Here is a 19,809-nt window from a genome sequence, read left to right as displayed (position 1 = left end):
CCTTCCGGTGACAATGAATTCCGAGGCGGTTTTCCGCGGTGGGTCCGGGCGCCCTGCGCCCGGACAGCGCGTCATCAGCCGAAGAGCGACAGGATCGTTTGCGGTGCCTGGTTCGCGATCGAAAGCGACTGCACGCCGAGCTGCTGCTGGACCTGAAGCGCCTGGAGCTTCGCGGAGGCCTCTTCCATATCCGCATCGACCATCGACCCGATGCCGGATTTCAGAGCGTCCGTCAGGTTCGAGATGAACTTGGACTGGGTTTCGACGCGACCCTGTGCCGAACCGAATTCCGCAGCGGCGTCGATTGCGTTGTTGATCAATGTCTCGATATTGCCCAGCGCCGCGTCGGCGCCCGAGTTGGTGGTGACGTCGATATTGTCGAGACCGAAAAGTCCGCCGGATGCGGTTCCGCCGTCTTCGCCGGCGACGGAAATCGCGAGAGAGGCGGAGCCGCTGCCGTCATTGTCGATCTGCAACGTCCAGTTGCCATTGTCGTCCTGTGCGGCTCTGGTTGTCACGCCATCGAGCTTGCCGGCGTCGACGGCGGTTTTCAGGCCGCGCACCACATCTTCGGCGGTTTCGCCCTTGCCGGCGATATAGTCGTAATTCGTGGAGCCGACGGTGACGCGGTAGCTGTCTCCCTCGTTGACTTTTGCCGTCTTGTCGAAGGTGAGCGTTTCGGCACGTTGACCTACCGTGACCGTCCCGGTCGCCCCGGCACCAGCGCCGTCAATATCGAAGGTTCCGGCCCCCGAACCGCTGCCGTTGACCGAAATCGAGAGATCGTCGAATCCCTTGGAGTTGGTGATCGTCACCGTTCCCGCGGAATTGGCAGCGGAGACCCCATCGAGACCGAGCGCGTTGATTGCAGCCGCGAGCGCATCACCCGTGGTCGTGGCATCCGTGTCGCCGGCGATCGTCACGGTGTTTCCGCCCACGCTGACCTCGAAGTTCGCAGTGTCCCAGTCTGTCGCGTCGAGGGCAAGATCGGTGGACCGTCCCGTACCCGAAGCGGTGGTGGAGGACTGGGTGCCGGCGGTATCGGTATCGGCGTCGATATTCGAGGTGAGCGAGGTGCCGCCGCCGCCGTAGGAGCCCGCGCTGGTGCTGAGATCCTGGCGCGAAACGGTGATGTCGGAGGCGGTCACCGAGCCGTCGGGGGAGCGGTCGAGCGAAGAGAGAATGCTCACGTCCTCCGTGCCCTTGACGAGATTGAGACCATTGATCTGGGCCGCGCCGACCACCGATTTCACCTGGCCGATGAGGGCGTCGATATCCGTCTGGATCTTCTCGCGATCGACGTTCTCCTCCTGCGCCGAGACGACCTTCTCCTTGATGTCCGTCAGGAGGTCCGTGACGGTTTCCGCCGCCTTGGCGGCAACGGAGAGGGTCGATTCTCCAAGCGCGAGGCTGTCGGAGATCGCCTGGAAACCCGCGACGTCGGATTCCATGACCTTCGAGATTGCCCAGATGGAGGAATTGTCCTTCGCGGAGGCCACTTCCTTGCCGGTGGAGATCATGGCCTGGGTCTTGGACAGATCGGAGTTGATGGAGCTCAGGGTCTGGAGCGCGACCATCGCGCCGTTATTGGTCAGAATGCTGGACATGAATATGTTCCTTTGGTCCGGGGACGCATTTTGCGCCCCGCAAGTTTCGGGGTCCGTCCTTTTGGGGCGGAGTCGGGAGCGTCATTCTGACTGAATACGGATGGCCCGTTCGGGCCGGCCGTGCCATCCTCTTGGGATGCACATTGATCCTGGAGCCGAAAGGCTAAGGCTTTCCTAAGCTCCGATCTTCTGATGCCTTGAATTTAAGTCAAAATTGCGGCGGCTGTCAGAGTTTCGTCGTCACGGTTAATGGCTTGCCGCCAATGGCCATTGTCTGTCCTGCCGGGCCGTAGGCAGTAAAGGAGCGCGAGGAGGCCCGCATTGCGATCAGTCGCTCCTGTGCCGCTCGGACTCCCTCCGCGCAGGCATCCAGCAACCTGCCGTTGCGCTCCGCCCGGTGCTTGAGTTCGGCGAGAACGGGCTCGGGGAGCTTCGCCTGGGCAACGAGGGCGAGCAGGCTCTGCTTTGTCGCAAGAAGCCTTCCGAGAGTGTCGAAATCGGCCTTGCGTATCGCTTCGCGCTCCTTGTCCAGAAGCTCGGAGAGAGCCGCCGCCGGGCGGAATGTGTCAAGGATCGTCATGGATGGTCTCCCGCAGCGCGTTGAAAATCTGTTCGGCAAGTCCCAGCCCCCCCGCCTCGACCATTTTCTCGGCTTGCGCATGCACGAGGAAGGACGAGAACTGATCCTCGCCTGCCCCGCCTCCGAACGCCTCGCGCGTCTGGCCGAAGCCAGCACTCTTCAACATCTCGGCCAGAAACGTGGCTTCGAGCTGACGCGAGACGGTGCGCAGCCTTTCCTCCGTCCCTGGCGGCCCGGCGGTTTCGGGCGGCGGTTTCGGGGAGACATGCATGACATTTTCCTTCCAATTCTAGGCTCAGGACCCATTGATTTGTCGGGCTTGTCGTGATTCACGGCTCCGCAAGGAGGCCGATATGACGAGCAACTTGTTCTGGTTGACGGAGGCGCAGATGGAGCGCCTTCGGCCCTTCTTCCCAAAGAGCCATGGGCGCCCTCGCGTTGATGATCGTCGTGTCCTGAGCGGCATTATCTTCATCAATCGCAACGGCTTGAGGTGGTGTGACGCGCCTTCGGAGTATGGGCCTCCAAAGACGCTCTACAACCGCTGGAAGCGATGGAGCGAGCTCGGTGTCTTTGCCAGGATCTTCGAGGGGCTGGCCGCGGAGGCCCCTGAGCCCGAGACCATCATGATCGATGCAACCTACCTGAAGGCGCATCGCACGGCATCCAGCCTGCGAGCAAAAAAGGGGGGCGCGGACGCCTCATCGGCCGAACGAAAGGCGGAATGAACACAAAGCTCCACGCGGTCACTGACGGCGAGGGCCGCCCCCTGCGCTTCTTCATGTCCGCGGGCCAAGTGAGCGACTATACCGGCGCACGGGCGATGCTGCGCGATCTCCCACCTGCGAAGTGGTTTCTCGGCGATCGCGGCTATGATGCCGATTGGCTCAGAGAAAGTCTGCAAGACAAGGGCTTGCGGGTCTGCATCCCGGGCCGAAAGGGACGGAAGACACCAGTCCGATACGATCGGCGACGCTACAAGCGCCGCAACCGGATCGAGATCATGTTCGGCAGACTGAAGGACTGGAGGCGCGTTGCAACCCGCTACGACAGGTGCCCGAAGGTTTTTCTCTCAGCCATCGCCCTCGCCGCAACCGTCCTTTTCTGGCTATGAGATGCTGTAACGGGGCCTGCGTCACGCACGACCGTTGCCACTTGTCAGATCAGCACCGCGCTGTCGCCATTCCCGTATTGAACCCAGATGGAGGATGACGGGATGAAGCTATTTATTGGATTGGATGTGTCGTTGGCGAAGACCGCAGTTTGTGTGGTCAGCGAGCATGGCCAGATCGTCAAAGAGGCGGAGACTGAAAGTGAACCGGAAGCTTTGGCGCATTGGTTGGACGAACTTGACGGCAGTATCGCAGCGATTGGCCTGGAGGCCGGGCCACTGTCGCAATGGCTGCACAGAGGGCTGACCGAAGCTGGACTGGAAGCGGTGCTCATGGAAACGCGCCAGGTGAAAGGAGCGTTGAAGGCGATGCCGATCAAGACGGATCGCCGCGATGCAGAAGGGATTGCACGCCTTCTTCATCTCGGCTGGTTCCGCCCGGTTCACTGTAAATCCGTCTCTGCTCAGGAAACCCGGGCAGTTCTCGGCGCTCGAAAGGCTATCCAGCAGAACATGATCGCTCTGGAAATGTCGGTGCGCGGATTGCTGCGGAACTTTGGCCTCAAGGTCGGTGCGATCTCCCGCGGCAAGTTCGAGACACGCATTCGGGAATTGGCAGATGGCAATCCGATGCTGGAAGCCGCGACTGAACCGATGCTGCGGGCCCGAGCGTCCCTACGACAGGAACTGGCCGATCTCGAAAAGTGCGTGCGGCGGTTGGCCTGGGATGATCCGGTTTGCCAACGCCTTATGTCGATGCCAGGAATCGGTGTCGTCGTAGCACTGACATTTCGTGCTGCGGTCGATGATCCGGCCCGCTTTCGGTCTTCGAAAAGGGTCGGACCCTGGGTTGGTTTGACGCCTTCACGCAACCAGTCCGGTGAACGGGACGTGTCGGGTGGTATAACCAAAGCTGGCGATGTCAATCTGAGAAGGGCGTTGTGCCAGGCTGCAACTGTCATGATGAACCGTGGCCGATCGACTTGGCTGAGAACGTGGGGAGCCCAACTCGTGCAGCGGCGCGGACGCAAAGTTGCGATGGTCGCCCTCGCACGCCGCATCGCTGTCATACTGCATCGGATTTGGGTCGATGGCACAACCTTCCAATCAGATGCGGCGCCAAACCCTGCCTAACAGGATGACACCCCACCCGTTGCCTGCCTGATCGCAGGCCTTTGAGGTCCCGCAGGGACGTGGTTCCGATGATGCCGTGGTCAGGACTGTCGCTGGTTTTTGCCAAGCACGCCTATGAGATGGGCACATCGGAATTACATCGAACCAGCATCATGTTGGCAGCCATCGCGCTGACCACGAACCGAAGCATGTTCCCCAAGGATCTCAGCTATAGGCCGCGAAGGAAGCCAGGACCGGCACCAAGTATATCAAAGTAACCTCTACGGCGGGTCAATTGTTGTGCGCAAAACCGCTTGACTGGGACGCCCCCGTTACCGAAGTCCTGAGCCTAGATCCCGGACGAAGGTGACCTCGGCCGGAATACCCTCCTCGGGAGAGACGAGCCGGACGTGCTCGGGCCGGACGGACAGTTGCGCGGCACCGGATATAACCCCGATGCGGTCGCCCTCGCGGATCGGGAGTCGATGGCCGAGGACGGAAATCGCGTCCCCCTCCACCTCGCAGGGCAGGAGGTTCGTCGTCCCGATGAAGCCCGCAACGAAGGCGTTGGCAGGGTTATGATAGATCTCCATCGGGGCGCCGGCCTGCTGGATCACGCCGTCCTTCATCACGATGACCAGATCGGCCATCGTGAGCGCCTCCTTCTGATCGTGCGTGACGACAATGGTCGTGACGCCGAGGCCCTGCTGAATTTGGCGCAGTTCGATCTGCATATGCTCGCGCAGGCTGGCGTCCAGCGCCGAAAGCGGTTCGTCCAGAAGGAAGACCTTCGGATTGATCGACAGGCCGCGTGCGATGGCGACGCGCTGGCGCTGGCCGCCCGAAAGCTGATGGATGCGGCGCGCTCCCATGCCGGGCAGCCGCACGAGGTCGAGCAACTCCTCCGCCCGCGCCCGGCGCGTCGCCTTGTCGGCGCCGCGGATGGCGAGCGGATAGGCGATGTTCTCGGCCACGTCGAGATGCGGGAACAGCGCGAGCGACTGGAACACCATGCCCATGCCGCGCTTGTGCGTCGGCACCGCGGTCTGGTCCTCTCCGCCGAGAAACACGCGCCCGGCGCTCGGGTTCTCCAGTCCCGCAATGACGCGCAGGAGCGTGGTCTTGCCGCAGCCCGAGGGCCCCAGGAGACAGACGAACTTTCCGTTCGGAATGTCGAGCGAGACGTCGTCGAGCGCCGTGAAGGAGCCGAAGACCTTGCTTAGCCCGTCGATCCGCAATTCCGTCATGAGCGTCCTTTCAGCGTGAAAAGACGCGCCGCGGCGAAAGAGGAGGCCGCGGCGCGAGGGGAGTTGGCCTCAGCCGGTGATCCGCTCTGACCACATCTGGTTGATCCAGTCGCCGCGGTCGACATAGATCTCACTCATCGGCAGGATCGGCGTTGCGTCCGAAGAGACCGCCGCGAATTCCTCGTCAGTGAGATCGGTCAGCTCTCGCGGCACGGTCGGGGCGGTGCCGACGAAGCGCGACAGTTTCGACTGGATCTCCGCCTGGGCCATGTAGTCGATGAAGACCTGCGCAGGTTCGATCGCCTTCGAGGCCTTCGACACCACCCAGGAGCCGCTGTCGAGAACCGCGCCCTCTTCGGGGAAGGTCGAACGCACCGGCTTGCCCTGCGACGCGGCAAGGCCGGTGACGTCGTGGTAATATTGCCCCATCGGGATCTCCCCGGTCTCGAGCGCCTGCTGGAACTGACCCTCGTCGCGATACCACAGGCGCACGTTGGGTTTGACCTCCGCGAGCTTGTCCATGACCTGTAGCACGCCGTCGTCGGTGGTCAGGATCTCGGTGCCGCCGAAATGGGTGGTCGCGGTGATCTCCAGGAGGAAGGAATTCGTCGCCATCGACATGAGCCCGAGCTTGTCGGCATTCGCGGGATCCCAGAGCGCGGTCCAGGAACCTGGCGCGTCCGGGTAGGCGTCGGTATTCGTGACGAGCGTGATGTACCAGCTCACGGCGCCGGTCCCGTAGAGTCCGCCATCCTCGTAGCGATGCACGAAATGGTCCGGCAAGTTGGAGAGATTGCCCATCGCACTGTCGTCGAGCGGCGCCCAGAGACCGGAGCGTTCACCCTTGATCCGCGCGAGCTGCGCCATCATCGACACATCGGCGGGCGCCTGTCCGGCGCGGGCCGCCTGCGAGAGCTGCACGAGCCACGCCTCGCCGGTGGGCTCGGCTATGCTCTCGATCTCGATGCCGGTGGCGGCGGTGAAATCAGGATAGATATATTCGTCGAAACTTTCCTGGAAATAGCCGCCATAGGTGCCGACCCTGAGCCTGTCCGTGGCGGCGCGAAGGACCGAGGGGGCGGAAAGGGCGGCCATGGTGGCGGCGCTGGCCTTGAGGAACTGACGTCTTTGCATTGGTGGATTACTCCCTGAGATCCGGCTTTGGTTCAGCGACCCTGCGGCACGCCGGGCAGCGCACAGAGCATTTCGAAAAGGAAGTTCGCCGCGATCACGGCCGTATTACCCGCCGGGTCGTAGGGCGGTGACACCTCAACGAGGTCGCAGCCCACAAGGTTCAGCCCGGCCGTGCCGCGGATGATCTCGAGCCCCTGCATCGTGGTGAGCCCGCCGACCTCGACCGTGCCCGTGCCCGGCGCGAAAGCCGGATCGAGACTGTCGATATCATAGGAAAGATAGACCGGCGCGTCGCCGATTTTCTCGCGGATCTCCGCCATCAGCGGCGTGAGCGACCTGTGCCAGCACGCCTCGGCCTGGATGCAGGTCCAGCCGCGCTCCCTGCCCCAGTCGAAATCCGCCCGGCTGTAGCCGGTGCCACGCAGCCCGATCTGGAACACCTTGCCGTTCTGAAGGCAGCCCTCTTCCCACGCGCGGCGGAACGGGCAGCCGTGGGCCTCCCTCTCGCCGAACATCTCCTCGTTCGTATCGGAATGCGCGTCGACATGGATCAGCGCGACCGGCCCGTGCCGTTCCGCCACGGCGCGCAGGATCGGCCATGTCAGCGTGTGATCCCCGCCCAGGGTAAGGGGGACCGCGCCGTGGCGCAGCACGCCGCGATAGTGTTCCGCGATGATCTCCACCGACTTCTTCAGGTCGAAGAGATTGACCGGCACATCGCCGATATCGGCCACCTGAAGGTGTTCAAAGGGCGCGGCACCCGTCGCCATGTTGTAGGGCCGGATCATCCTGCTCTCGTCGCGGATCTGCCGCGGTCCGAGGCGGGTGCCGGGCCGGTTCGAGGTGCCGATATCCATGGGAATGCCGAGAAAGCAGGCGTCGAGCCCCTCGGCCGTCCCCGCGGCGGGCAGGCGCATCATCGTGGCGGGGCCTCCGGTGCGGGGCATCGCATTGCCGCTCAGGGGCTGGTTGAACCGGTGCGCGCTCATTGGAGATCTCCCTTGCATCGGGATCAGCATGCACCGGTCGATACCCCTCACGAATATCGTGGTGACGATATTCACTTCGACGAACATCGAAGTGGCGATCAGAGGCGGCCTGTTTTTTGGGCAAACCCCTTATAGAGCTTTGCCAGTTCCTCCCGCATCGCCTGCGCGAGCGGCGAGGCTTCCGCATCGGGCCGGCTGATCGCCTCGAAGGTGCAGCGATAGATGAAGCGGTCCGGCAGAAGCGGCTTCAGCCGTCCTGCCGCCACCCAGCGCGCCGCGGAATGGTCGGGCATATAGCCGACGAAGGCTCCCGAAAGGATCATCACGAGCTGCTGTTCGAGCCCCTGCGCCATCGCCGTCGAATTCGGAAAATCGCGGTTGTTCCAGTGATCGTCGCGCCAGTAGCTGCGTCCGACCGCACGCATCGTGGCCACGAATTCCGGGGTCAGGTCACCATCGGGAACGGACCAGAGCGGGTGACCCTGCGCACAGTAAAGATAGTTCGTCTCCGTATAGAGAGGCGCGTAGTCGAGGCCCGTGACCTTATGGGGAAAGGACCCGATGCCGAGATGCAGGGAACCCTCGCGCACCCGCGCCTGAAGCTCCTGCGGGCTGCCCTGCGCCAGTTCGAAGCGGACGGAGGTGGCGCGGTTCTCCAGGGCGGCAATCGCCTCCGACAGGCGGAAGTTCGGATCGGTGACGACGTGATCGACGATTCCGATCCGCAGCGTGCCCGAGAGCGCGCCGCGCAGGGCTGCGGTTTCCGACACGAATTCCTCGGTCGCGGCAAGAAGGCGCATCACGGCGGCATGCACCGCCTCGCCGTTCTGCGTCAGCTGGAAGCCCGCCCGGCCGCGCCGGCACAGTGTCATGCCGAGCCGGTCCTCCAGCGCCGCGATCTGGGTCGAGATCGTGGACTGGCTGACGTTGAGCTCGGCCTGCGCCGCGGCAAGACCGCGATGGCGCACCACCGCGTCGAACACGCGCAGGAGCCGGATATCCGTGCCGGAAAGCTGCATCACATCCCCTTGCCGATCTGCCTCAGGTCCCGGTCCTGGGTGGACAGCAGCGCGGGATCGTAGCGCGGCTTCAGCGTGGCGAGAAGCAGGCAGGGCAAGGCTCCCGCCTGGGCGAGCACCTGCCCGTCCGGTCCGGCGATGGTCGATCCCCCGAAGAACTCGAGATGTGCCTCACGACCGCAGAGATTGGCATAGACGATGGCAAGCCGATGATTGGCGGCCATCGCCGGGACCACATGCACCCCGACATGCTCGAACGGGCGCATGGCCGCCGTAGGCACAAGAATGACCTCGACTCCATGCGCCCTCAGCGCCGCGACATGCGGGGCGAATTCGATATCGTAACAGATCAGGATCGCCGCCTTGCGCCCGGCGAGTTCAAAGATCGTATAGGCGTCGCCCGGCTGAAAGCGCCGGGCTTCGGTTTCGCCATAGAGCTGGATCTTGCGATGATTGGCCAGCAGCGCACCGCCCCCGGAGATGCAGAGCGCGGAATTGGCGATGCCCTCCTCCCGGCGCTCGGGATAGCCGACACAGATCGCACAGCCCGCCTCCCGCGCCAGAGGGGCGAGGCGCTCGGCCATCTCGGCCTCGCCCAGAGCAAGGTCGGAAAGATCCTCACGTTCATAACCGGTCAGGAAGAGTTCGGGGAAGACGATCGCATCGGCGCCCGCAAGCCCCGCCGCCCGTGCGGCGCGGCCGATCTGTGCGAAGGCACGTTCGCGGTCCCCCGCCACCGTTTCCGCCTGCCAGAGCGCAAGCGTCAGGCCGTTGTCGTTCCCGGTCATGATCCCCGCACCGCCTTGATCTCCGTTATGTCCCGCGGCGCGGATACCCGCCTCCGCGCCCGCTGGCGGCACAGGCCTTGCCGCCGAACCGCCTGCCGCAACTATGCACCGCTCCGTCGCAATGCACCATCCCCGCACAGGGCCACACCGCTCCGGCCCCTTAAGCAGTCGTTAACCAAATCTCCTTCAAAATGGGGAAGGACGTAACCGCTTTAGGCGACCACAATGGATGACTTCCGCACGACCCCCCTGTCTGAAGATGTTGCGCATCGACCCCGTCCGGCGCCAAGGCACGTCCTCCTGTCGTCCATGGCCTGCGTCGGACTGCTCCTCGTCGCACCCGCGCTTCATGCCGACATGGCCTCCGGTGTCGCACCCCTCCTCGAGATGTGGGCCCCCGACAGCGTGATCCACGAGCAGGGGAAACTGACCGTGATCCTGCCGCAGGACCGCATCACGGAACAGATCTACCTCTCTGTCATCAGGTTAGGTCTCTGCATGGCGCCGATTCAGGGCATGGACGTGCAGGCCGTCGAGACCGTGGAAATCCTGAACCGGCATGCCGCGCAGGGCTTCGTCTACGAACGCGGCCTGACGGACTGCACGCTCTTTAACGACAGGCCGGCGAGCGACCGGACCACCGATATCGAGATCCTGGGGAACACGCATTGGTATCCTTGAAGCGTATGACCATGCCGGCCGTCCTCGCGGCCGCTGCGACCCTGTCCGCCGAAGCCGTTGCCCGCGAGCTGACGCAGGACGAACGAGAGAGGATCGCCCACCTCGTCGCGCTGGAGTTGCGGGACGCCGAGACCGCCCTCTTCGAATGGCCCGACGTCGACATCCCCGAGGCTGGGACGGAGTTCGTGGACTATTGCGGTTGGGTCAACGGCAGGAACGCCTACGGCGCCTATGCCGGTTTCGTGTCGTTTTCGGTGTGGCTGCTGGTGCAGGAAGGGACAATCATCGACATGCAGATCCCCGCGGGACCGGGGTCTGGTGGCGTGCCGAGCCTCGACGCGCTCTGCGTGGAGTCGGGATACGGGCGGTCCTGAGCGCCGAGGCGCACAACCGGCCGCCGAGAGGGGCGCAAGGGGGAGCGCGGATTGGCGCCTTCATCCCCTCCCTCACCAAGCCATGTCTGCCAGTCATATGCCCGGCGCGGCAGAGGCATCAGAACCGTCGCGCCGGAGACCGATATGCCAAGAACCGCGGTGTCAGCGCGTGTAGACGGCCGTGATCTGCGTTCTGCCGAGCGTATTGGCATTGATCATGAATCCGGCAAGGGCGTTGCTGGCCGTCTCGGGAATATCCAGCACCTCGACGCCAAGGGCGTGAATGGTGAAGACATAGCGATGCACCTCCCCCGCCGGAGGACAGGCACCGCCGAAACCGGTCGCACCGTAGTCATTGACCAGCTCCAGCGCGCCGTTGTCGAGCGCGCCGCTGATGCCGGAAGGGAACTCCGACACCGAAGCAGGAATGTTCACGACGGACCAGTGCCACCAGCCCGACCCCGTGGGCGCGTCGGGGTCATAGGCCGTCAGCGCGAAACTCTTCGTGCCCTCGGGCGCATCGCTCCAGGCGAGCTGCGGAGAGACATTCCCGCCCGAACATCCGAAGCCCCCGAACACCTGCGCAGCCGACAGCTGCGCCCCTTCGGAAATGTCGGTGCTCGTCAGGGTGAAGTCCCCGGCCACAACCGGGGCGGACATCACCAGGGTCGCGGCACAGGCAAGGGCAAATTCAAGACGCATTTCATATCCTTTCCATCTGCTTTGGATGGATATGCGATGCCATGCGGGCGCTGCGCACGCTTCCACGGATCGGTCAAAAAATGTCGAATTCCGTTCAATCTCCGGCGGAACGAATTGCTTTCGGCGCCATTCCGAAGCGTTTTCGGAAAGAGTCGCTGAAATGCGACGGCGTCCCGAAACCGCTTTCCAACGCGATGCGGGAGATCGGCAGTTCCGTCGTCTGCAAAAGACCCAGACCGCGCTCGAGCCGCGCGTTGTGCAGGATCTTCGCGAAACCCTGCCCCTCTGCCGCGAGCCTCCGGCGCAGTGTCGCCTCGCTCATGGCAAACCGCCGGGCGATTTCGGAGAGGCGCCAGTCATGGGTGAGATCCGTTTCGACGAGCCGCCTCACCTGCTGGATCGGATGATCATCGCGGGGCAGGGTCGGCTCGAGACCGTGATGGCGCAACCAGATCAGCGGCTCCATCAGACGATGCCGACGGATCGGCTCCGGCAGGTCTTCGGCATCGACCGTGGCGGCGAGGGGCGCGAAGAGATCATAGCCCTCCTGTTCCGCCGCAGGGAGGATCCGGATGCCCGTTCGGCGCGGTCCCTGAGAATCGGGGGATGAGGCGGCCAGCAACAGATCATGCGAGAGATACGCGCCATCCGCCCGATAGGCCGCATCGCGCAAGGGACGGTTTTCGAGCGTGACGAAAGACTCGGGCGGAAAGACGATGAGATCCCCCTCCGACGCCGTCATCTCGCCGTTGACGGGACACAGCACCTTTTTCGTTCCGGCCCGCACCACGCAAAGAAACGTCTGGCCGATATAGAGGCCATGGAAGATGGCCGCCGAGGCCTGGGTGATCGAAAAAAGGGTTACATCCGACATCTTGCGTCCGGCCTCCGCCGCCTTACCTGTCACGACCTCTCGCGCCGCGCTTTTGCAGGACAGGTTTGCCGCGGCGGATGCAAGGCATTTCGACTGCGCCAGCGACTGCATTCGAGGGCCGATCGAGAAACGGGTGTCGCTGCGTTGCAGTCTGTCTGATGTCAGGGAAAATCCGGCAAGAACACACCGCGTAGCCGCCTGCGCAGGGCAATCCGTGATGGCGAAAGGGCAAGTGCCCCCGTTTGTGGATAATTGATGTCGAGAGTCACCGGATTTGTCCTTTCGGCCTTCGGCAATCCCTTGAAAACGCACTCTCCGATTTGGGATCGGCAAAGAAGGTGCCCTTTTTTTCACGGGTTTTGTCCGGCGGGCACAACCCGAGGGGCGGCATTGCGGATGCTGTTGCCGCTCAGGGATAGACCTGCTCGACAGCATTAGACGAAACAATCATTCCCGGCGTCACGATGGCCAAGTTTCTCATCCACGCCCAGCACATCTCCCTGTCTGTGGCTTCAATACAAGGAAAATGGCCTATTCGGTTCTCCAGCAAAACCTCCCCAAGCGGGGCGTCTATTGTTGTGACGTCCCGGAGGGGCTTCGGCATGGTGAGCATAACACCTGCGTTGAGAGCTGCTGCAAACGGAAGCTCGGCATTGTAGAATTTTCCGTTTTCGAACATCAATTCAGGATCGTATGGCATTCCTATTGCCACAACCAAGGCATACAGCGCCATCGGTCCAAGATCGTAGCTTTCGGCCCTCACAGCCTCCAGGCCTGTGATCCGAAAGACAGCATAAGCCTCGTGCTCAATGAACAGGTCCAGCGGGGCCTCGGTAACGCCCTGCTCTTGGTCAACATAGATTACGACCGGGCCACCGCTCGATGGGCGGATCACGCCCACTGACGCCCAGTCACCGGATTCATTCTGCCGCACGATTCCATCGAAATCGTTGAGGTTGTTTCGAAAGACCAGATCGCCGGGAAGCCAGTCCCAGGCCGCCTCGGCCATCATCCCGCTATAGTCGGGTTCCTGCGCGAAAGCGGAGGGGCCGGTAAAAGCCGCCAGAACCAGAGAAAGACAAAGAAGGATGTGCCGCATGGGATCTGCTCTGTTGTTCTGGTTGCGCCGATCGTCAGGCCTGTTCCGAGCGAGGGCAACCCAAAGGCCGAATTTTCATGAAGCGGCGCACCCGCGCAGCGGGTGCAGATAAGGTGTTTGCCCTCTAGCGGCGGGCAAACCGAGCCAAGGCGCAGCGGCACCCAAAGGGCAAATGCCCTGACTATCGAAAATTGAATTATTGGTCGGAGCGAGAGGATTCGAACCTCCGGCCCCTGCCTCCCGAAGACAGTGCTCTACCAGGCTGAGCTACGCTCCGACCGTGACGGGCGGGATATAGCGCCGCGCGGGGTTTTGCAAGTGCCAATTATGCCTCCTCCGCGCTTCTCGGTTTCGACCGTCGCAGGAAGGGTGAAATCCGGAAGGACATGGCCGAGGACGCCCGCGAGCGCGTGCGCAGGACGGGGGTGTTTTCCGAACGCCCGCCCCGCGATTCGCGGAAGACGATGTAGAGGCCGGAGAGGATGATGATCGACGCTCCGAGGACGGTGGCCCGGTCGACAGTTTCTCCGAAGATCAGATAGCCGTAGATCGTCGCCCAGATGATCTGGGAATATTGCATCGGCGCGACGATCGCCGCCTCGGAGGCGCGATAGGCGAAGATGAGGACGACGCCGCCGGTGAAGCCCAGGAGCGAGATCATGGCGACGCCGCCCAGGTCGAGGATCGGAAGCGGTTTGTAGAAAAATGTCATCGCCGTGCCCATCACCGCGAAATTCGCGGTGAGCGGATAGAGCATCAGCACGGCGGTGCGTTCCTCCTGACCGATCTTGCGCACGATGATGGAGGTGAAGGCTCCGAAGAAGGCACAGGACAGCGCGGCGAGATGGCCGAGGGAATAGTCGATGTCCCCACCCGGACGCAGCACGACGACAACCCCCACGAGCCCCGCGACCACGGCCGCCCAGCGGTGAAAACCGACATGTTCCCCCAGGATCGGGATCGAGAGGATGGTGATGACCAGAGGCGTGGCGAAGATCAGCGCATAGACCTGCGCCAGCGGCAGGACGGAGAAGGCGTAGAAGGCCGAGACGGTGTTGACCATCGCCGCGACGGTGCGGAACAGGGTCCACCACGGGTGGACGGGGCGCAGGTGGCCCTCGGTCCGGTCGCGAATCAGCATGAACATGACGAGCGGGAAGGAGAACAGCGTCGAGAAGAAGATGATCTGGAAGGGGGCGTAGTGGCCGCCGAGGAACTTGATCACCACGTCATGCGTCGAAAAGATCGCGAAGGCCGCAAGCGCATAGAACGCGCCGGTAAGTTTCATCCGTTCCGTCCCTTCTGGCCACTTCGATGTTGGCGCTATCACGTCCTGCCTTACGTTGGCGGTTTTCGGTGTCACATTCAAACGCTGTCTTGCCAGTCCAACGAGAACCCCCCAAATGGGTTCCATGTTCAGATCCCACAAATCCGCGACCTGCTGCTATTGCGGCACGAGAACGCTCCTGACGCTCGGCGGTCAGGCGCAGCACGAATTGAAATGCGCAGCCTGCGGCGCGCCCCTGTCCCGGCTGAAGGCCCTGCGCGAGGATCATGTCGAGGATGCCTTCACCGTGCGGGGAAAGAAGCGGTCGCACCCGGTCGGCCCGCAGAAGAAAAAGGCGAAGAAGGGGAAGCGGCGCAAGTCGACGGCACATCGGCTGTTCGACCTCGCCGAAGAGGTGTTCGACATCTTCGACTGAAAGAGCGTCGATTGAAAAAGGGCGCCGCCGGCGCCCTTTCCGTTTCGCGGTGCGCAGGGTGCGATCAGAGTGAGGCGTCGAGCGCGGCAACGATCTTGTCGCCCATCTCGGAGGTGGAGACGGGGGTGGCCCCCTCCTCGCCCAGAAGATCCGCGGTGCGCACGCCATCGGCAAGCACCTTCTCGATCGCCTTCTCGAGGCGGGTCGCCTCCTCGCCCTCGTCGAAGGAATAGCGCAGCGCCATCGCGAAGGAGAGGATACAGGCGATCGGGTTCGCCTTGCCCTGGCCGGCGATGTCGGGGGCGGAACCGTGAACCGGCTCATACATGGCTTTCGGACGGCCGTTCGCCATCGGCGCGCCGAGCGAGGCCGAAGGCAGCATTCCGAGCGAGCCGGTGAGCATCGCCGCGGCGTCCGAGAGCAGGTCGCCAAAGAGGTTGTCGGTCACGATCACGTCGAACTGCTTGGGCCAGCGGCAGAGTTGCATCGCGCCCGCGTCGGCGTACATGTGCGACAGCGCGACATCGGGATAATCTTTACCCACCTCGGTGACGACTTCGCGCCAGAGGATGCCGCTCTCCATCACGTTGGCCTTTTCCATCGAACAGAGCTTCCTGTTGCGCCGCATCGCCAGTTCGAAGGAGGACCGCGCAACGCGCTCGATCTCGGACTCGGTGTAGCGCTGGGTGTTGATCCCCACGCGCTCGTTGTTCTCGGTGATGATGCCGCGCGGCTCTCCGAAATAGATCCCGGAGGTGAGTTCCCGCACGATCATGATGTCGAGACCGGCGACCACGTCCTTCTTCAGCGAGGAGAAATCCGCAAGCGCGTCGAAACATTGCGCCGGGCGCAGGTTCGCGAAGAGGTCCATCTCCTTGCGCAGGCGCAGGAGCCCGCGTTCGGGTTTCACGGAGAAGTCGAGCGTGTCGTATTTCGGCCCGCCCACCGCGCCGAGCAGCACCGCATCCACCTCCTGCGCCTTCGCCATCGTCTCGTCGGAAAGCGGCACGCCATGCGCGTCATAGGCGGCACCGCCCACCAGATCCATCGTCACGTCGAACGTCAGCCCGCGGTTTTCGCCGTACCAGTCGATGATCTTGACGACTTCGGCCATCACTTCGGGGCCGATGCCATCGCCGGGAAGAATGAGGAGGGAAGGCGTGCTCATGTCCGTCGAGTCCTTGATTTTTAGGGTTGGCCCGGCGTAGCGGCTCCGCGACGGCACGTCAAGGAAACGCGGCGAGATCGACCCAGACGAGCCCGTGCCTGAAACCGTCTTCCGCTGCCCAGGCCACCCCGCTCGCAACGACCTGGAGATCCGCCGACGGCAGGACATAATCGACGCGCAGGTTGCCGGGAACCGGATCGTCCCAGTCGGCGGTGTCCAGCCCCGGATCGCCGTTCTGTCCGGGCGTGGCCCGCGCGGCGGCGTGGTCCGATCTCGGACGCGGATCCTGGATCCGAGGATCGGCAAGCAGCATCGCCATTTGCGCGCGCAGCCCCTCTCCGTCCGCCGGATCGAGATTGCTGTCGCCGAGAAGCACGAAGGAGGCCTCCGGGGGTGCGAAATCGAGTGCACCGTCGAGATAGCGCAGCCAGAAGGCGGTTTCGTCGGCATTGCGCCGGCCATTGCGGTCCTCCTCGCCGTCGAAGACGGGCGAGGTCGCGGCATAGGCGAAGAGGTGGAGCGGCCTCCCGTTCCAGAGGAGCGGAATGTCCCAATGCGCATGGGAGGAGAGCGGCAGCCGCGCGAGATCCTCCGTGGAGAAATACCCCTCCGGAATGCGCGCGCCGGGCAGGTCCTGCCAGAGCAGGCCGGAGAAGTCGCGCACCGCCTCTGCCTGGATCGGCAGGCGCGACAGGAGCGCCATGCCGCCCTGCCCGGTGAAGGCGCCATAGGACAGGGCATCCTCCGGCTCGCCCGCTCGCCCGTCCTTGTCCATGTCGATCCCCGACGCGCGGCCCTCGTTGCCCGGCCGGGTGAAGACATGCGGGTAGCCCGCCGCCTTGGCGAAGAGCCGTGCCGCATGGCCGTCTGCATCCGTGTCGAAGTCGTTCAGAAGCAGGAGATCCGGGGAAATCTCCGCAATCAGCCGCTGCGCGGCGAGGACCTGCGGATCCTCCTCGAGAATGTCCCGCAGCAGGATCCCCGGCCCCTCACGCGACAGTTCCACGGTCCAGATTGCGACGCGCAGCAGATCCTGTGCCCCCCCGGCGACAGGCCAGAGGCCAAGGGCGAGGATCGCGCCGAGGAGCCGGATCACGCCGGAAGGTGATCGAGATCGGCGCGGGCATAGGTCTCCCGGCGTTTCATCTCGATCATCGTGGCGACCCGCCCCATGGCGATGCCGCGCATGAACAGCGAGGACGGCAGGAAGGCCCAGGCGGCGACGGTCCAGATCAGCGACTGCACGGACGTCACGTCGAGCGCACCGAACAGGTCCGACGCGGAATGCAACACCGCCGGGATGACGAAGGGCAGCAGGAAGCCGATCAGGATGTTGATCCGCGCGTCGCGTTTGAGCCGGGCAACGACATCGCCCCCTGCCGTCGGATCGAAGGTCGGCAGGTTGATCCAGACGTTGAACGAGCCGTTCCGCGCCGGCCAATAGCCGACACGCAGCGCGATCAGGAAGAAGCACAGCGACACGAGCGAGATGAGATAGCTCATCCCGGCGGCGATGCGCATCAGTTCGAAATCCCGAAGCGTTGCGGTGTGAGGCAGCGCCTGTATCATCAGCCGGACGGGAGAGCCCGGAAAATCGAGCACATAGCCGATGAGCCCGCCGATCGCAGTCACGAGCACGGAGGCGACCGAAGGATAGGTGAAACCGCGCATGATGAGCGAGAGCAGGAAGACCGTGATCAGAAGCGAACCGAAGCGCAGCCGGTTGAAGGGCGGGGCGTCGCGAAACTCGATCAGGCCGGGATAGGCGGAAACATATTCGAAAAAGGCGAGCGCAGCGCCGAAGACCGCGACGAGCGCGACGACCTGAGCCGTGTCGGCACTCACCTCCGGCAACATGAGGGAGGGTGTGATGATCAGAAGGACCACCAATGCCGCTCTTGCGAGCGCACCGAAGATGCGATGAACCACTACCCGTTTCCCTTCAAACTGGTCGGAGGCGATACGGTGCCGCCCCCTTTTCCCACTTTGATGCCGCCAGCTCTGGCGTTTTGCCTCGTTCTTGCCCAACTTTTGCCTTCTTTCGCTCTGCCCAGCAAGGAATGGTTATGGTTAACGCGGAAAATCGGGCCGTTTCATGGACAAAGCGGTGCGATTTTGCATCATTTTCGACACGAATAGCGCTGAAAAATCCTATTTCTACAAGATGTTGTAAACCTTTGCCCCCATAATTTCCGCAACATGACTCCGCCAGGGCGCGCCCGGCTCGACCCGCAACATGGCCGCAGCGGGACAAGGGATCCGGAACCGGCACCGATACCAGGGAGACGACGATGCAACTTGCGATATCCCTCGACGAGGCGGTCAGGCTGATCCCGGACGGAGCGACGGTCATGCTGTCGGGCTTCATGGGCGCGGGTGTGCCCGACGGCATCGTTCACGCGCTGGCGGAGGCCGGCAAGAGGGAGCTCACGCTGATCTCCAACGACACCGCCCGCGACACGACCGGACCGGGACCGCTTTTTGCCGCAGGCTGCGTGAGAAAACTGATCTGTAGTCATATGGGCCTGAACACCATCGTGCAGGCACAATTCGCCTCCGGCGCACTCGAGGTGGAACTCGTGCCGCAGGGAACGCTCGTGGAACGCATCCGCTCGGCGGGCGTGGGCCTCGGCGGCATTCTCACGCCCACGGGAGTCGGCACGAGAATCGCCGAAGGCAAGCGGATCATCGAGGTGAACGGGCGCGATTATCTGCTCGAGACGCCGCTCAGGGCAGATTTCGCGCTGATCGCGGCACGCAGCTGCGATTATGTCGGCAACCTCGCCTACATGCTGACCGCGACGAATTTCAACCCGATCATGGCGCTCGCGGGCGACACGGTGATCTGCGAGCCCGAGGAAATCGTGCCCGTCGGGATGATCCCGCCCGATCTCGTGAAAACGCCGGGCATTCTCGTCGACTATGTCATCAAGAGATCGGCCTGAGGAAGTAACGCCATGGATCCCAAGGAACTCATCGCCCGCCGCGTCGCGCTCGAAATCAGGCCGCGCAGCCTCGTCAACCTCGGCATCGGCATTCCGACCCTCGTCTCCGACTATCTCGACGAATCCCTCGGCGTGTTCTTCCAGGCCGAAAACGGCGCCGTCGGCATGGGCCATCGCCCGCCGGAGGGAATGACCGACCGGCATCTCACCGACGCGGGCGGGCGGTTCGTGTCCTTCGTGCCCGGCGCCTCGACGATCGATTCCGCCTTTTCCTTCGGCCTGATCCGCGGCGGGCATCTCGACCTTACCGTGCTCGGCGCGTTGCAGGTCGATGAAAAGGGCCATCTCGCGAACTGGATGATCCCCGGCCACTACACCCCCGGCATGGGCGGAGCGATGGACCTGGTGACCGGCGCGAAGAAGGTCATCATCGCGATGCAGCACACCGCGAAGGGTGTGCCGAAGATCGTGCGGGAATGTTCTCTGCCGCTCACCTCGCAGCGGCGAGTGGACCTGATCGTGACCGAAATGGCGGTGATCCGGCCGGAAAAAGACGGGCTGCACCTGCTCGAAAGGGCACCCAACGTCTCGGTCGAAAGCATCGTCGCGGCGACCGAGGCGACGCTCTTCGTGCCAGGCGACGTGCCGGAAATGCGGCTCGCCGCCTGATGCACC

22 protein-coding genes and 1 tRNA gene are annotated in these 19,809 nt (G+C 63.4%); 7 read left to right on the top strand and 16 right to left on the bottom strand.

Annotated features, from left to right (window positions below):
* Nucleotides 1–74: 74 nt before the first annotated feature.
* The 3 genes from P73_RS00445 to P73_RS00435 all read right to left on the bottom strand — a co-directional run bounded on the left by P73_RS00445 (nucleotide 75) and on the right by P73_RS00435 (nucleotide 2,458).
* Nucleotides 75–1,607, bottom strand: a complete 1,533-nt coding sequence (locus P73_RS00445; RefSeq protein ID WP_043867983.1) for a flagellin N-terminal helical domain-containing protein — start codon at nucleotides 1,605–1,607, stop codon at nucleotides 75–77.
* Nucleotides 1,608–1,833: 226 nt separating this feature from the next.
* Entirely contained in the window at nucleotides 1,834–2,187 is a 354-nt protein-coding gene (locus P73_RS00440; RefSeq protein WP_043867982.1) for a flagellar protein FlgN, read from the bottom strand.
* Nucleotides 2,174–2,458: a rod-binding protein gene (locus P73_RS00435; RefSeq protein ID WP_043867981.1), complete on the bottom strand. Its 285-nt coding sequence runs from the start codon at nucleotides 2,456–2,458 to the stop codon at nucleotides 2,174–2,176. The genes P73_RS00440 and P73_RS00435 overlap by 14 nt, the downstream gene beginning before the upstream one ends.
* Before the next feature lie 82 nt (nucleotides 2,459–2,540).
* On the opposite strand from P73_RS00435, the gene P73_RS24685 reads away from it, so the two are divergent.
* Nucleotides 2,541–3,301, top strand: a protein-coding gene (locus P73_RS24685; protein WP_139267087.1) for an IS5 family transposase whose coding sequence is annotated in 2 segments (ribosomal slippage) — nucleotides 2,541–2,865 and nucleotides 2,865–3,301 — 762 coding nt in all. Because the reading frame shifts where the segments join, the coding sequence is not laid out codon by codon here.
* A 102-nt stretch (nucleotides 3,302–3,403) separates the two neighbouring features.
* Entirely contained in the window at nucleotides 3,404–4,432 is a 1,029-nt protein-coding gene (locus tag P73_RS00420) for an IS110 family RNA-guided transposase (protein ID WP_043867978.1), read from the top strand.
* Nucleotides 4,433–4,743: 311 nt separating this feature from the next.
* Here P73_RS00420 and P73_RS00415 read toward each other — a convergent pair whose 3' ends face one another.
* The 5 genes from P73_RS00415 to P73_RS00395 form a co-directional block, all read right to left on the bottom strand.
* Nucleotides 4,744–5,658, bottom strand: a complete 915-nt coding sequence (locus P73_RS00415; protein WP_052452963.1) for an ABC transporter ATP-binding protein — start codon at nucleotides 5,656–5,658, stop codon at nucleotides 4,744–4,746.
* A 69-nt stretch (nucleotides 5,659–5,727) separates the two neighbouring features.
* On the bottom strand, nucleotides 5,728–6,792 hold the full coding sequence (locus P73_RS00410) for an ABC transporter substrate-binding protein (protein ID WP_043867977.1): 1,065 nt from the start codon (nucleotides 6,790–6,792) through the stop codon (nucleotides 5,728–5,730).
* A gap of 32 nt (nucleotides 6,793–6,824) precedes the next feature.
* Nucleotides 6,825–7,781, bottom strand: coding sequence for an agmatinase (gene speB / locus P73_RS00405; RefSeq protein WP_043867976.1), 957 nt, complete (start codon nucleotides 7,779–7,781; stop codon nucleotides 6,825–6,827).
* 98 nt (nucleotides 7,782–7,879) lie between these two features.
* Nucleotides 7,880–8,800 (bottom strand): LysR family transcriptional regulator, encoded by a 921-nt coding sequence (locus tag P73_RS00400; RefSeq protein ID WP_043867975.1) that lies wholly within the window; start codon nucleotides 8,798–8,800, stop codon nucleotides 7,880–7,882.
* Nucleotides 8,800–9,588, bottom strand: a complete 789-nt coding sequence (locus P73_RS00395; protein ID WP_052452962.1) for a nitrilase-related carbon-nitrogen hydrolase — start codon at nucleotides 9,586–9,588, stop codon at nucleotides 8,800–8,802. Before P73_RS00395 ends, P73_RS00400 begins: the two co-directional genes overlap by 1 nt.
* 225 nt (nucleotides 9,589–9,813) lie before the next feature.
* Here P73_RS00395 and P73_RS00390 point away from each other — a divergent pair, with 225 nt between their 5' ends.
* Complete coding sequence (locus P73_RS00390) at nucleotides 9,814–10,269, top strand: hypothetical protein (protein ID WP_139267216.1); 456 nt, start codon at nucleotides 9,814–9,816, stop codon at nucleotides 10,267–10,269.
* Nucleotides 10,266–10,643 (top strand): hypothetical protein, encoded by a 378-nt coding sequence (locus P73_RS00385; protein WP_139267215.1) that lies wholly within the window; start codon nucleotides 10,266–10,268, stop codon nucleotides 10,641–10,643. Before P73_RS00390 ends, P73_RS00385 begins: the two co-directional genes overlap by 4 nt.
* 162 nt (nucleotides 10,644–10,805) lie before the next feature.
* On the opposite strand, the gene P73_RS00380 is transcribed toward P73_RS00385, so the two are convergent.
* The 5 genes from P73_RS00380 to P73_RS00360 all read right to left on the bottom strand — a co-directional run bounded on the left by P73_RS00380 (nucleotide 10,806) and on the right by P73_RS00360 (nucleotide 14,606).
* The gene (locus tag P73_RS00380) at nucleotides 10,806–11,345 is read right to left on the bottom strand and encodes a YbhB/YbcL family Raf kinase inhibitor-like protein (RefSeq protein WP_043867972.1); all 540 of its coding nucleotides are present in this window, start codon (nucleotides 11,343–11,345) and stop codon (nucleotides 10,806–10,808) included.
* 94 nt (nucleotides 11,346–11,439) lie between these two features.
* Nucleotides 11,440–12,573 carry a helix-turn-helix transcriptional regulator gene (locus P73_RS00375; protein ID WP_245629214.1) on the bottom strand — a complete coding sequence of 378 codons (1,134 nt, stop codon included), beginning with the start codon at nucleotides 12,571–12,573 and terminating at the stop codon, nucleotides 11,440–11,442.
* Between the two features lie 55 nt (nucleotides 12,574–12,628).
* A complete protein-coding gene (locus P73_RS00370) occupies nucleotides 12,629–13,318 on the bottom strand; it encodes a hypothetical protein (protein ID WP_043867971.1) in 690 nt (229 codons plus the stop codon).
* Nucleotides 13,319–13,518: 200 nt separating this feature from the next.
* A tRNA-Pro gene (locus P73_RS00365) sits at nucleotides 13,519–13,595 on the bottom strand.
* 48 nt (nucleotides 13,596–13,643) lie between these two features.
* Complete coding sequence (locus P73_RS00360) at nucleotides 13,644–14,606, bottom strand: DMT family transporter (protein ID WP_043867970.1); 963 nt, start codon at nucleotides 14,604–14,606, stop codon at nucleotides 13,644–13,646.
* A 124-nt stretch (nucleotides 14,607–14,730) separates the two neighbouring features.
* Here P73_RS00360 and P73_RS00355 point away from each other — a divergent pair, with 124 nt between their 5' ends.
* A complete protein-coding gene (locus tag P73_RS00355) occupies nucleotides 14,731–15,021 on the top strand; it encodes a hypothetical protein (protein WP_043871264.1) in 291 nt (96 codons plus the stop codon).
* A gap of 64 nt (nucleotides 15,022–15,085) precedes the next feature.
* On the opposite strand, the gene leuB is transcribed toward P73_RS00355, so the two are convergent.
* The 3 genes from leuB to P73_RS00340 are packed head-to-tail and all read right to left on the bottom strand — an operon-like array spanning nucleotide 15,086 to nucleotide 18,118.
* Nucleotides 15,086–16,189 carry a 3-isopropylmalate dehydrogenase gene (gene leuB, locus P73_RS00350; protein WP_043867969.1) on the bottom strand — a complete coding sequence of 368 codons (1,104 nt, stop codon included), beginning with the start codon at nucleotides 16,187–16,189 and terminating at the stop codon, nucleotides 15,086–15,088.
* 58 nt (nucleotides 16,190–16,247) lie between these two features.
* Nucleotides 16,248–17,285, bottom strand: a complete 1,038-nt coding sequence (locus P73_RS00345; RefSeq protein WP_158401902.1) for an endonuclease/exonuclease/phosphatase family protein — start codon at nucleotides 17,283–17,285, stop codon at nucleotides 16,248–16,250.
* Nucleotides 17,282–18,118: a hypothetical protein gene (locus tag P73_RS00340; protein ID WP_043867968.1), complete on the bottom strand. Its 837-nt coding sequence runs from the start codon at nucleotides 18,116–18,118 to the stop codon at nucleotides 17,282–17,284. The genes P73_RS00345 and P73_RS00340 overlap by 4 nt, the downstream gene beginning before the upstream one ends.
* Nucleotides 18,119–18,480: 362 nt before the next feature.
* On the opposite strand from P73_RS00340, the gene P73_RS00335 reads away from it, so the two are divergent.
* Together P73_RS00335 and P73_RS00330 are read left to right on the top strand one after the other, a co-directional pair.
* Nucleotides 18,481–19,134: a CoA transferase subunit A gene (locus P73_RS00335; RefSeq protein ID WP_043867967.1), complete on the top strand. Its 654-nt coding sequence runs from the start codon at nucleotides 18,481–18,483 to the stop codon at nucleotides 19,132–19,134.
* Nucleotides 19,135–19,146: 12 nt separating this feature from the next.
* Nucleotides 19,147–19,803 carry a 3-oxoacid CoA-transferase subunit B gene (locus tag P73_RS00330; protein ID WP_043867966.1) on the top strand — a complete coding sequence of 219 codons (657 nt, stop codon included), beginning with the start codon at nucleotides 19,147–19,149 and terminating at the stop codon, nucleotides 19,801–19,803.
* Nucleotides 19,804–19,809: the final 6 nt, after the last annotated feature.

This window comes from Celeribacter indicus, from assembly GCF_000819565.1.
Lineage (GTDB): Bacteria > Pseudomonadota > Alphaproteobacteria > Rhodobacterales > Rhodobacteraceae > Celeribacter > Celeribacter indicus.
The sequence above is the reverse complement of the archived record's forward strand: the minus strand, read 5'-3'. Positions and strand labels throughout refer to the sequence as shown.